Consider the following 10,688-nt stretch of genomic DNA (forward strand, 5'->3'; position numbering starts at 1 on the left):
CGACTGGACCGCGGTCACCCGCGACAAATCCCTCAGCGCCCAGTTCGAGCATTCGGTGGCGGTGACCGCCGACGGGGTCGAGATCTTCACCCTGTCGCCGGCGGGCCGTTTCCACCCGACCTGGGGCTGATCGCGGCCGGCGCGGTCGAGGGGGGCGCTGCCCCCCGGCCCGCAGGCCCCCCCGGAGTATTTCCGAAGAGATGAAGCCCATGGGCAGGCCGTCTGCGGGCCGCCTGCCAGCCGCCTGCGCGCGCCGGGCTCACCGGCGGTTAACCCCTTGCGGCTAGGTTCTGTTCCGTCGCGACACGCCGGGCCCGATGGTCCGGCACCCCAGGAGAAGGGGCCAAGGGGCCGACAGCCCCGGGGCCAGACCGAATCTTGTTCCGGTTTGCGGGATCGTCCCGTTCCACATATCCGATTGGCGGCGCCGCCACCTTTCATTGCCGAGATCACCCCTGCGGGCTGATCGGCCGCCACCACGGCAGCAGCGCTGCGGCCGGGGCGCTTTCGGCCGTGCCGGGGTGCCCTTGGCGCGGCCCGTTGCGCTATCCGTTACGCCATCCCTGGCGCTATTGGTTCCAGAAAGGTGACATGGGTGTCGCCGTATCTGCGCCCGTCCAGCAGGGTGAAGCCCTGCGGCGCCGGCTGCGGCGCGTTTTCCTCAAAGACGATCAGCGCCCCGGCGGCGATCCAGCCGCTCCGGGTCGCGGCCTCCAGCGCCTTCAGCCCCAGCCCCTTGCCATAGGGCGGATCGAGAAAGATCAGCGTTGCGGGCGGGCCGTCGCAGGCCGGCAGGCGGGTGGCGTCGCGGTTGATGAGCCGGGTCGCGGGTTTGCTGCGGGTGAGGCGGATGTTCTCGCGAATGAGGCTGCCCGCCTTGCGCCCGTCATCGACGAAGGTGACGCTTGTGGCGCCGCGCGACAGGGCCTCGAGCCCCAGCGCCCCGGTGCCGGCAAAGAGGTCGAGCACCACGGCCCCGCCGATCGGGTCGCCGAACCTGCCGCCCATCAGCACGTTGAACAGGCTTTCGCGCACCCGGTCGGTGGTGGGGCGCAGATGGGCGCCGGCATCGCCCTTGCCGAGGCTGGCCAGCGCCGTGCCGCGCATCTCTCCGGCGATGATCCTCATGGGCGCATCAGGGCTTTCATGTCGGTGCCGGGATCGGCGATCACCTCGGGTGCCGGCGATCTGCCGGCTTCGATCAGGCGCTTGCCGATCATGTAGTCGCGCGGTGCGTTCATCGCGTCGACCGCCAGCAGGGTCGCGCCCCGGTAGTACCAGAAGGAGACCGAACTGCCCTCGCCCCTGCGGGTGACGACGCTGTCATAGCCGCTGTTGAGGCCGGCGATCTGCAGTTTCACGTCGTATTGATCCGACCAGAACCACGGTTTGGCGACATAGTCCTTGTCGCCGCCCATGATGTTTTCGGCGACGCATTCGGCCTGGTCGATGGCATTGGGCACGCTCTCGAGGCGGATGCGCCCGCCGCGGTAGGGAAAGGAGGTGCAGTCGCCGGCGGCCCAGACATGCGGCGCCGATGTGCGGCCCCGCGCGTCGGTGGCGATGCCGTTGTCAATCGCGATGCCCGCCGCCTCGGCCAGCGCGGTGGCGGGGGTGATGCCGACGCCGACGATGACGAAATCCAGATCCACTGTGCGGCCGTCGCTGAGCCGGGCGCCGGTGACCCGGTCGTCGCCGGTCAGATGGTCAAGGCCGACACCTTCGAGGATCTCGACCCCGTGGCCTTGGTGCAGGGCGCGGAAGTAATCGCTGGTCTCAGGCGCCGCGACCCGTTGCAGGATGCGCTCGGCCATTTCCACCATCGTCACCTTAAGCCCGCGCGCGGCGGCCACGGCGGCGGCCTCGAGGCCGATATAGCCGCCGCCGACGATCAGCACCCGCCTGCCTGCGGTGAACTCGGGCGCCATGGCGTCGACATCGGCGAGATCGCGCACCACATGCACCCCCGGCAGGGCGCCGCCGATGGCTGCCGGCAGGCGGCGCGGCGCCGAGCCGGTGGTCAGCACCAGTTCGTCGTAGCGCAGGCTCTCGTCGCCGATCGACAGGCTGCGGGCGGCGGTGTCGACGGCATCGACACGGGTGCCGAGGCGCAGCGCGATGCCCTGTTCCTCGTAAAAGCTTTCCGGGCGCAGGAAAAGCCGCTCCAGCGCCATCTCGCCCAGCAGGTATTTCTTCGACAGCGGCGGGCGCTGATAGGGCGGGACCGGTTCTTCTCCGATCAGGGTGACGCGGCCGTCAAAGCCGTCATTGCGCAGTTTCGCCACCAGCGCGGCGCCGGCCTGTCCTGCTCCGATCACAACGACGTGGGTCATGGCTGTCTCCCGGGAAATCCTGTTGCCGAACTGTCCGGCGACCCTATATCGACGGGGCGGAGAGAGGCAATCGAGAGATGAGCAATATGACGATTTCAGTGGGCCAGAAGCTGCCCGAGGGCCATTTCATGCGGCTCGGGGCCGAGGGGCCCGAAGCGCTGCCGGTGGCCGACCTGTGCCGGGGGCGCAAACTGGCGCTGTTCGGCCTGCCCGGCGCCTTTACCGCGACCTGTTCCAGCGCCCATCTGCCCAGTTTCATCCGGGTTGCCGATGCGCTGAGGGCCAAGGGGGTGGACGAGGTGGTCTGCATGGCGGTCAACGACCCATGGGTGATGGATGCCTGGGACCGCAGCACCGGCGCCGGCGCGGCCGGGATCACCATGCTGACCGACCCCGACGGCAGCCTGAGCCGGGCCATGGGGCTTTCCTTCTCGGCGCCCCAGGTCGGCTTCATCGAGCGCACCCGCCGCTTTGCCGCGATCGTCGAGGACGGCACCGTCACCTGGCTGCAGGAAGAGCAACAGCGCGGGGTGTGCAATTTCACCGCCGGCGAGACCCTGCTCGCCGCGCTCTGAGCTGCGCCGCCGGCGATCGGGGGCGGGCGCCAGCGCAGCGCGCCCGATCATCCGGCGAAACGGCCCTTCAGAGCGTGTCGAGCTTGCGCGCCAGTTTCGCGTCAAGGGCGCTGAGCCCGCCGACGTCATGGGTGGTCAGCACCACGTCGACGCGGTTGTAGACATTGCGCCATTCCGGGTGGTGGTCCCATTTCTCGGCCCAGATCGCGGCCCGGGCCATCCAGCCGAAAGCCTCGATGAACGAGCCGAACTGAAAGCTCTTGTGGATCGCGTCGCGGTCTTCGACCATCGCCCAGCCGTTGGCCAGAAGCGGCCCGAGGACGGCGTCCCTTGCGGCGGCGCTGAGTTTCTCGGTCATTGGTGCTCCTCTCTGATGTCCCTGTTGTCCTTGCGGAACGGCCCCCAGCCGGTCAGCACCTCGATCTCTTCGGCCACCGCGTTGCGCTCGGCCTCGACAAACTCGGCCACCGCCTCGGCAAAGCCGGGGTCGGCGATCCAGTGCAGCGAATGGGTGGCCACCGGCAGATAGCCGCGCGCCAGCTTGTGTTCGCCCTGGGCGCCGGCCTCGACCCGGGCCAGCCCCTGTGCGATGGCCCAGTCGATGGCCTGATAATAGCACAGTTCGAAATGCAGGCACGGGTGATGTGCCCGGCAGCCCCAGTAGCGCCCGAACAGCGCGTCGCGGCCGATCATGTTCATCGCCCCGGCCACCGGCCGGCCATCGTCGATGGCCAGCACCAGCAGGATGTCGTCGCGCAGCCGGTCGTGGGCGATCTCGAAAAAGCCGCGCGTCAGATAGGGCTGGCCCCATTTGCGCGCCCCGGTGTCCTGGTAGAAGGCCCAGACCGCGTCCCAGTGATGCGGCCGGATCTGGTCGCCGGTCAGGGTCACGATCTCGCCGCCGAAGGCCTGGGCGACGGCGCGTTCCTTGCGGATGTTCTTGCGCTTGCGCGATGACAGGGTGGCGAGGAACCCGTCGAAATCGCCATAGTCCCGGTTCTGCCACAGGAACTGCTGGCCGGTGCGGTGCAAAAGGCCCAGCCGCCGCCCGGCCTCGGCCTCGGTCGCGGTGCAGAAGGTCAGGTGCATCGACGACAGCCGGTTGTCGGCGGCCACCTGCGCCGCGCCCCTGAGCAGCGCGCTGGCGCCGGTGGTCTCGTGGCCGGGACGGGTCAGAAGCCGGCGCCCGGTCACCGGGGTGAAGGGCACCGCGATCTGCAGCTTCGGGTAATAGCGGCCGCCGGCGCGCTCGTAGGCATGGGCCCAGCTGTGGTCGAAGACATATTCGCCCTGCGAATGGGATTTGGCATAGAGCGGCGCGCAGGCGATGATCTCGCCATCCAGTCGGGCGCTGAGATGATGCGGCCGCCAGCCGCTGCCGGGGCCGACCGAGCCGCTGTCTTCCAGCGCGTTGAGAAAGCGGTAGGTGGTGAAAGGGTCGGCGGCGCGCCCGCCCGCCACCGCCTCCGGGCAGGCGCAGGCATCCCAGTCGCGCGCGCCGATCGCGGCCAGGCTGTCGTGCAGGTCTATTTCGATCCTAGCGCCGTCCATGAAATTCTGTCTCCCCGATTAGTATTTGGCGCGCCGCGCCGGGGGTTCAAGCGGCGATCTCGGCGCGATAGCCTTCAAAGGTCACATTGTCGGCAATGCGGCGCGCGACCGCCTCTTCCTTGGGCGTGCGCACGGTCCAGCACAGCACCGCCGCCCCCGCCGCCTTCAGCGCGCCGACGCGCGGGCTTTGCAGGTCAGTGGCGTTGTGGCTGATGAAACAGGCGCCGACCCGGTCGTAATCGGGGATGGCGCGCAGCCGCCGGCGGGTGGTTTCGGGCAGCAGCGGCCAGTCGTCGGCGGCAAAGTGGTCGCTGACCAGCCCGCGCGCCGTGCCGGGGGCCAACTCGCCCATGCAGGCGACGCTGTGCGGGTTGAAGGACATGAAGGCCAGCGCCCCCGGATAGTCCCGCGCCGCATCCGCCGCCGCCCGTTCCAGCGGCCCCACATCCGCGCCCATGGCACCGTCCTGATCCTTGAGTTCGACCAGCAGCGGCACCTGCCCGGCAACCAGGCCGAGCACCTCGCGAAAGCCGGGGATGCCCTCGTCGCCGTGGCGCAGGGCGATGCCCGAAAGCTCGGCGGCGCTGCGGGTGCGCAATGCGCCGCGCGCCCCGGTCAGCCGGTCGAGACTGTAGTCGTGGAACACCATCGCCTGCCCGTCCGCCGAGAGTTGCAGGTCGATCTCGATGCCATAGCCGGCGGCGATCGCCGCGCGGATCGCCGCGCGGCTGTTTTCCGGGCGCCCGCGCGTCACGTCATGCAGGGCGCGATGGGCCAGCGGCGCGCGCAGGAAGGCTGGGTCCAGCATGGGGGGCTTACCTGATCTGGAAGATGCCCTCGATCTCCACCGCCACGCCCAGCGGCAGGGCGGCGGCCGAGACCGCCGAACGGGAATGGCGGCCGGCATCGCCGAGCGCCTCGACCAGGAAGTCCGAGGCGCCGTTGATGACCTTCGGCTGATCGGTGAAATCGGCAGTGGAATTGACGAAACCGGTCAGCTTGACCACCCGCACCAGCCGGTCGAGATCGCCGTCGCAGGCGGCCTTGACCTGGCTCAGCAGCGAGATCGCGCAGCTGCGCGCCGCCGCCGCGCCCTGGTCGGTGTCCATGGTGTCGCCGAGCCGGCCGGTGATCAGCCCCTCGGCGCTGTTGGAAATCTGGCCCGAGACATAAAGCATGTCTGCGACCTGCACGTAGGGCACGTAATTGGCGGCGGGGGCGGGGGCGTCGGAAAGGGTCACGCCCAGCGTGGCCAGTTTTGCTTCGATAGCGCTCATGTCGTCCTCATCTGGGTCACTTTGCCCCGACGCTAGTGGCGGCGGGGCGCGATGGAAAGCCCAAAAACGCCGCCCCGCCGACCCTCAGCTTTCGCGGAAGGCACGCGAGAAATATTCCGACAGCGGTTTCAGCAGATAGGCCATCGGGCTGCGCTCGTCGGTTTTCAGGAACACCTGCACCGGCATCCCCGGGATCAGCGCCAGCCCCTCGGGCAGGGGCGTGGCCTGATCGGGGTTCAGCGTCACCTCGACCTTGTAATAGCTGGCGCGGGTGGCCTCGTCCTGGAACACGTCGGCCGAGATCTTGGCCACCCGCCCCCAGAGCGCGGGCATGTTGCGCTGGTCGAAGGGCAGCACCTGCAACGAGACGTCCTGCCCGAGATAGATCTGGTCGATGTGCAGCGACGGCACCTGGGTGGCGATGATCAGCGGGCGGTCCATCGGCACCACGTAGAGCACCGGGTCGGCGGGGCGGATCACCGCCCCCTCGCCGAAGACCTGAAGCCCGAAGACGACCCCGGCGACCGGCGCCCGGATGTCGAGCCGCGACAGTCTTTCGTGCAGCGCCCGGCGCTGCTCGGCCAGTTCGCGTTCGCTGTTCTGCAAATCGCGCAGCTGCAAGATGGCCTCTTCGCGGCGCTGGGTGTCGCGCTGGGTGATGGTGATGTCGATCTCGGTGATGCGCCCGGCGGCCTGGGCGCGGGTCGCGGTCAGCTCGCCGACGCGGCCGCTCAGGCTGGCCTGTTCGCGTTGCAGCGCCAGCACCCGGCTGGCCTGGGCCAGCCCCTTGTCGAGCAGCTGGCGCTGGTCGGCCAGCTCCTCTTCGATCAGCCGCAGCTGGGTTCCGAGCGCCGTGCGCTGGGCCTCGATGCCGCCGATCTGGTCGCCGATCTGGGCACGGCGTTTCTGCAGTTGCGCGCGTTCGTTCTGCCACGACTGGACGCCGGCCTCGAACAGGCGCTGCTGCCCGTCCATGATGTCGGCATAGACCGGGTCGCCGCGCAGCGCCGCCAGCGCCGCGTCGAAGGTGATCGCCGTGGCGCCGTCGCGCTCGGCCTCGAGCCTTCCGCGCCGGGCGAGAAGCTCGAAATAGTTGCTTTCGGTGATCGCCAATTGCGAGGCCAGCCGCGTGGCGTCGAGCCGGATCAGCACCTCGTCGGCGGCGACGCGGTCGCCCTCTTCGACCAGGATCGCATCGACGACGCCGCCGTCGGGGTGCTGCACCACCTGCCGGTTGCGCGCCACCTCGATGCGGCCCTCGGCGATGATGGCGCCGGCGATGCGCGAGGACACCGCCCAGTCGCCGAAGCCGCCGACCAGCACCACCAGCGCGAGAATGCCGAGGATCAGCGGCTTGCGGGCCGACCATTGCGGCGCCATCGAGGGCGGCTGAGATGGGGTCATTGCATGCCTCCCTGTCCGGTCGATTTGCGGATCGCCTGATGATTGGCGACGATCTCTTTCAGCACCTCGTCGCGCGGCCCGAAGGCGCGGCGCTGGCCGTCCTCGAGCATCAACAGCAGGTCGCATTCCTGGATCGCCGCCGGGCGATGGGCCATGATGAGCACCGATTTCCCGGCCTTCTTCAGGCTGCGGATCGCCCCGTTCAGCGCCTCGGAGCCGGGGTTGTCGAGGTTGGAGTTGGGCTCGTCCAGGATCAGGATCACCGGGTCGCAATAGAGCGCCCGCGCCAGCCCGATGCGCTGGATCTGGCCGCCCGACAGGCTGCCGCCATGGGCGCTGACACGGGTGTCATAGCCCTCGGGCAGTTTCAGGATCATCTCATGCGCCCCGGCCATCTGCGCCGCCGCCACCACCCGCTGCGAGTCGGGGCGGGTCGTCATGCGGGCGATGTTCTCGGCGATGGTGCCGTCGAAAAGCTGCACCCGCTGCGGCAGGTAGCCGATGTACTGGCCAAGGCGGTCGGGGTCGTATTGCTCGAGCGGGGCGCCGCCGAGCCGCACCTTGCCCCCCGCCGGGCGCCACAGTCCGGTCAGCGCCCGTGCCAGGGTCGACTTGCCGGCGCCCGAGGGGCCGATCACCCCCAGCGCCTGTCCGGGGCCAAGGTCGAAGCTGACCAGCCGCAGCGCCGCCTGGGTGGCGCCGGGCGGCACCACCACCAGTTTCTGAACCTGAAGCCGCGCCTCGGGATGCGGCAGCTCGGTGCGCGGCGCCTCGACCGGAACCGCGCCCAGCAGGGTGGCCAGCCGGTCCCAGCTGCGCCCGGCCTGTTGCAGCTGCGGCCACTGGCCGACCAGCTGTTCGACCGGGGCCAGCGCCCGCCCCAGCAGGATCGAACCGGCGATCATCGCGCCGGGGGTCAGCTCTTCGGCCAGCACCAGCCAGGCCCCGAGCCCCAGCATCGCCGATTGCAGCAGCAGCCGGAAGGTGCGGGTGGTGGTGCTGAAGCCGCCCCTGAGGTCGCCGGCGACGGCCTGTTTGCGAAGCGCTTCCAGCCGCGCCGCCTGCCAGCGCTCGTGGGTGCCGGCGCGCAGCCCCAGCGACCGGATCATCTCGGCCTCTTCATGGACCAGCGCGCGGCGGGTCTCGGCCTGGCGCAGCGCGCCCGAGGCCTCCTGCACCGGGTTGCGGGTGAGCAGCTGGTTGATCACCGCCACCAGGATCAGCACCGCGCCGCCGGCCACCGCCAGCGCCCCGAGCCAGGGGTGAAACAGGGCGATACCGATCAGGAAGACCGGCGTCCAGGGCAGGTCGAACAGCGCCAGCGCCACCGGCGCCGAGATCATCTTCCACAGCGTGTCGAGGTTGTAGAACCCGCTCTGGCCGGCTTTTTCGGCCGGCCCCGGGCCGCTTTTGACCACCGCGTCGAAGACCCGCCGGTCCAGCCCCGAGACAAAGCGCAGCCCGGCGCGTTCCAGCACCCGGCCACGGGCGAAATCCAGCAGCCCCATGATGCCATAGAGGAACAGCACCAGCAGCGACAGCGCCAGGAGGGTCTCGATCGAGCGGCTGCCCAGCACCCGGTCATAGACCTGAAGCATGTAAAGCGGGCCGGTCAGCATCAGCGCATTGGCAAAGAAACTGAAGATCCAGATGGCCCAGAACAGGCCCCGGTTGCGGCGCAGGGCCTGCCTGAGTTCGGCGCGGCCGGCTTGTGAAATGTCTTGAGCCATGATGGGTGCTGTGATCAATCCTGTGACTGGCGGAAATGCGCCGGGAAGGGGGCGGCAATTTGTTTCACATCTGCCACAGATGCCCGTTTATGGCCACCGGCAGTTGGGTCCCTGCCGCATATTGGTCTAAATGCTTTGATACGTCGTGAACCTGATACGCTGAAAACCCGAGTCTCGCATTGCCGGTTGCATTTGTAAAACGATTCAAGCTCGGCCCGGTCCTGCCGGTCCTTTGTGCTGCGCTGCTGGTTGCGGCCTGCGCCGGTGATCCGGCCGGCCCCGGGGCAGCGGGCTACAACGATCCGCATGAAGAGGCGAACCGCCGGGTCCACCAGTTCAACAAAGGCATCGACCGGGCGCTGATCGATCCGGTGGCCGAGGGCTACGGCGAAGCCACCACCGGCGACATGCGCCAGGTGGTGGGCAATTTCGCCTCGCACCTGAGCCTGCCCAACGACGTCATCAACAACCTGCTGCAGGGCGATGTCGAGGCGGCGGTGCAGAACAGTGGCCGTTTCGTGGTCAACACGCTGATCGGCTTTGCCGGGCTGCTCGACCCGGCCTCGCAGATGAACATGCCCCGCGAACGCGCCGATTTCGGCCAGACCCTGCATGTCTGGGGCGCCGCCGAGGGCGCCTATGTCGAACTGCCCTTCTGGGGTCCGTCGACGACCCGCGACACGGTCGGCATCGCCGTCGACCTGGTGCTTGATCCCTTTGTGCTGCTGTCCCAGCCCGAATCCCTGATCGGCACCGCCGCCTATGTGCTGGACGCGATGGGCAACCGCTATGAATACGATGCCACGGTCGAGTCGGTGCTGCATGACAGCGCCGACAGCTATGCGCAGGCGCGCAGCATCTACCTGCAAAACCGTCGCTTCGAGCTTGGAATGGGCGCCGAGGACGCCTATCTCGATCCCTATCTGGATGCCTATTCCGACCCCTACGAGGATTTCTGAGATGAACCGCCGTGGATTTCTGGGGGCGCTGTCCGCCCTGTCCCTGACCGCGTCGCTGCCCGGCGCGGCGCTGGCGATGACCGATGCCCAGGCCCGGGCGCTGGTGGATGCCGCCGTCGCCGACATCAACAAGGTGATCGCCTCGGGCAAGTCGCTCGACGCGATGATCCGCGACTTCGAGCGCATCTTCGTCAAATACGGCGATGTGCCGATCATCGCCCGCTCGGCGCTGGGCGTCGACGCGCGCCGCGCCTCTCCGGCGCAGCTCAATGCCTATACGGCGGCCTTCCAGGGCTATATCGCGCGCAAGTACGGCCGCCGCTTCGAGGAATTCGTCGGCGGCCGGATCGAGGTCGAGGCCGCGCGCAGGGTCAAGAGCTTCCACGAGGTGCACACCAGGGCCTTCCTGCGCGGCGAGGCCCCCTTCGCGGTCGATTTCCTGGTCTCGGACAAGTCGGGCCGGCCGCGGTTTTTCGACATGATCATCGAGGGCATCAGCCTGCGGATCTCGGAAAAGGAAGAGATCGGCGCCATGCTCGATGCCCGCAACGGCGACATCGCCCTGCTGACCGAAGACCTGAAACGCGCCGGCTGATCGCGGCGGCGGGGCGGGCGCGGTCAGCGGCTGCCGAAGATGTCGCGCAGCAGATCGTTCACCGCATCCTCGATCACGTCTCCCGGCCGCTTGCGCCGGGCCGGCGGCGCCGGCGCGACCGGCTTGGGCTGCGGCACGAAGGCGGGCAGGGGCGTGGGCGTCAGACCCTCGTGCACCCGCCGCATCACCTCGTGCCAGATCTCGGCCGGCAGGCCGCTGCCGGTGACCCCGGTGAGCGGCGTGTTGTCGTCATAGCCCATCCAC

Annotated in this window: 11 protein-coding genes and 2 pseudogenes; 4 read left to right on the forward strand and 9 right to left on the reverse strand. The window is 69.0% G+C overall.

The features are described from left to right. Positions 1 to 130: pseudogene (locus ABZD10_RS09350) on the forward strand (type I methionyl aminopeptidase); the annotation flags it as partial. A gap of 422 nt (positions 131 to 552) precedes the next feature. Here ABZD10_RS09350 and rsmD read toward each other — a convergent pair. Both rsmD and ABZD10_RS09360 read right to left on the reverse strand, forming a co-directional pair. Next, positions 553 to 1,128 carry a 16S rRNA (guanine(966)-N(2))-methyltransferase RsmD gene (gene rsmD, locus ABZD10_RS09355; protein WP_372886032.1) on the reverse strand — a complete coding sequence of 192 codons (576 nt, stop codon included), beginning with the start codon at positions 1,126 to 1,128 and terminating at the stop codon, positions 553 to 555. Further along, positions 1,125 to 2,333, reverse strand: coding sequence for an NAD(P)/FAD-dependent oxidoreductase (locus tag ABZD10_RS09360; RefSeq protein WP_372886034.1), 1,209 nt, complete (start codon positions 2,331 to 2,333; stop codon positions 1,125 to 1,127). The genes rsmD and ABZD10_RS09360 overlap by 4 nt, the downstream gene beginning before the upstream one ends. An 86-nt stretch (positions 2,334 to 2,419) precedes the next feature. Here ABZD10_RS09360 and ABZD10_RS09365 point away from each other — a divergent pair, with 86 nt between their 5' ends. Next, positions 2,420 to 2,908 carry a peroxiredoxin gene (locus ABZD10_RS09365; protein WP_372886047.1) on the forward strand — a complete coding sequence of 163 codons (489 nt, stop codon included), beginning with the start codon at positions 2,420 to 2,422 and terminating at the stop codon, positions 2,906 to 2,908. Between the two features lie 67 nt (positions 2,909 to 2,975). On the opposite strand, the gene ABZD10_RS09370 is transcribed toward ABZD10_RS09365, so the two are convergent. From ABZD10_RS09370 to ABZD10_RS09395, 6 genes are all read right to left on the reverse strand, one after another. After that, positions 2,976 to 3,266, reverse strand: coding sequence for a 4a-hydroxytetrahydrobiopterin dehydratase (locus tag ABZD10_RS09370; protein ID WP_372886035.1), 291 nt, complete (start codon positions 3,264 to 3,266; stop codon positions 2,976 to 2,978). Continuing rightward, entirely contained in the window at positions 3,263 to 4,459 is a 1,197-nt protein-coding gene (locus tag ABZD10_RS09375) for a GNAT family N-acetyltransferase (protein WP_372886037.1), read from the reverse strand. The genes ABZD10_RS09370 and ABZD10_RS09375 overlap by 4 nt, the downstream gene beginning before the upstream one ends. Positions 4,460 to 4,505: 46 nt before the next feature. Further along, the gene (locus ABZD10_RS09380; protein WP_372886038.1) at positions 4,506 to 5,267 is read right to left on the reverse strand and encodes a glycerophosphodiester phosphodiesterase family protein; all 762 of its coding nucleotides are present in this window, start codon (positions 5,265 to 5,267) and stop codon (positions 4,506 to 4,508) included. Between the two features lie 7 nt (positions 5,268 to 5,274). Continuing rightward, positions 5,275 to 5,736 (reverse strand): RidA family protein, encoded by a 462-nt coding sequence (locus tag ABZD10_RS09385; RefSeq protein WP_372886040.1) that lies wholly within the window; start codon positions 5,734 to 5,736, stop codon positions 5,275 to 5,277. Positions 5,737 to 5,820: 84 nt separating this feature from the next. Further along, positions 5,821 to 7,140, reverse strand: a complete 1,320-nt coding sequence (locus ABZD10_RS09390) for an HlyD family type I secretion periplasmic adaptor subunit (protein WP_372886041.1) — start codon at positions 7,138 to 7,140, stop codon at positions 5,821 to 5,823. Further along, on the reverse strand, positions 7,137 to 8,870 hold the full coding sequence (locus ABZD10_RS09395) for a type I secretion system permease/ATPase (protein ID WP_372886042.1): 1,734 nt from the start codon (positions 8,868 to 8,870) through the stop codon (positions 7,137 to 7,139). Before ABZD10_RS09395 ends, ABZD10_RS09390 begins: the two co-directional genes overlap by 4 nt. Before the next feature lie 179 nt (positions 8,871 to 9,049). Here ABZD10_RS09395 and ABZD10_RS09400 point away from each other — a divergent pair, with 179 nt between their 5' ends. Both ABZD10_RS09400 and ABZD10_RS09405 read left to right on the forward strand, forming a co-directional pair. Continuing rightward, positions 9,050 to 9,829, forward strand: a complete 780-nt coding sequence (locus ABZD10_RS09400; RefSeq protein WP_372886043.1) for a VacJ family lipoprotein — start codon at positions 9,050 to 9,052, stop codon at positions 9,827 to 9,829. A gap of 1 nt (position 9,830) precedes the next feature. After that, complete coding sequence (locus ABZD10_RS09405) at positions 9,831 to 10,424, forward strand: phospholipid-binding protein MlaC (protein ID WP_372886045.1); 594 nt, start codon at positions 9,831 to 9,833, stop codon at positions 10,422 to 10,424. Positions 10,425 to 10,447: 23 nt separating this feature from the next. Here ABZD10_RS09405 and ABZD10_RS09410 read toward each other — a convergent pair. Next, positions 10,448 to 10,688 (reverse strand): annotated as a pseudogene (locus tag ABZD10_RS09410) (glycosyl transferase); the annotation flags it as partial.

The sequence above is a fragment of the Shimia sp. genome (genome assembly GCF_041624275.1).
Lineage (GTDB): Bacteria > Pseudomonadota > Alphaproteobacteria > Rhodobacterales > Rhodobacteraceae > Shimia.

What these genes read in the sequence shown, in the direction of transcription:
- rsmD (WP_372886032.1), bottom strand. Translation starts at nt 1,128, where the DNA reads ATGAGGATCATCGCCGGAGAGATGCGCGGCACGGCGCTGGCCAGCCTC.
- ABZD10_RS09360 (WP_372886034.1), bottom strand. Translation starts at nt 2,333, where the DNA reads ATGACCCACGTCGTTGTGATCGGAGCAGGACAGGCCGGCGCCGCGCTG.
- ABZD10_RS09365 (WP_372886047.1), top strand. Translation starts at nt 2,420, where the DNA reads ATGACGATTTCAGTGGGCCAGAAGCTGCCCGAGGGCCATTTCATGCGG.
- ABZD10_RS09370 (WP_372886035.1), bottom strand. Translation starts at nt 3,266, where the DNA reads ATGACCGAGAAACTCAGCGCCGCCGCAAGGGACGCCGTCCTCGGGCCG.
- ABZD10_RS09375 (WP_372886037.1), bottom strand. Translation starts at nt 4,459, where the DNA reads ATGGACGGCGCTAGGATCGAAATAGACCTGCACGACAGCCTGGCCGCG.
- ABZD10_RS09380 (WP_372886038.1), bottom strand. Translation starts at nt 5,267, where the DNA reads ATGCTGGACCCAGCCTTCCTGCGCGCGCCGCTGGCCCATCGCGCCCTG.
- ABZD10_RS09385 (WP_372886040.1), bottom strand. Translation starts at nt 5,736, where the DNA reads ATGAGCGCTATCGAAGCAAAACTGGCCACGCTGGGCGTGACCCTTTCC.
- ABZD10_RS09390 (WP_372886041.1), bottom strand. Translation starts at nt 7,140, where the DNA reads ATGACCCCATCTCAGCCGCCCTCGATGGCGCCGCAATGGTCGGCCCGC.
- ABZD10_RS09395 (WP_372886042.1), bottom strand. Translation starts at nt 8,870, where the DNA reads ATGGCTCAAGACATTTCACAAGCCGGCCGCGCCGAACTCAGGCAGGCC.
- ABZD10_RS09405 (WP_372886045.1), top strand. Translation starts at nt 9,831, where the DNA reads ATGAACCGCCGTGGATTTCTGGGGGCGCTGTCCGCCCTGTCCCTGACC.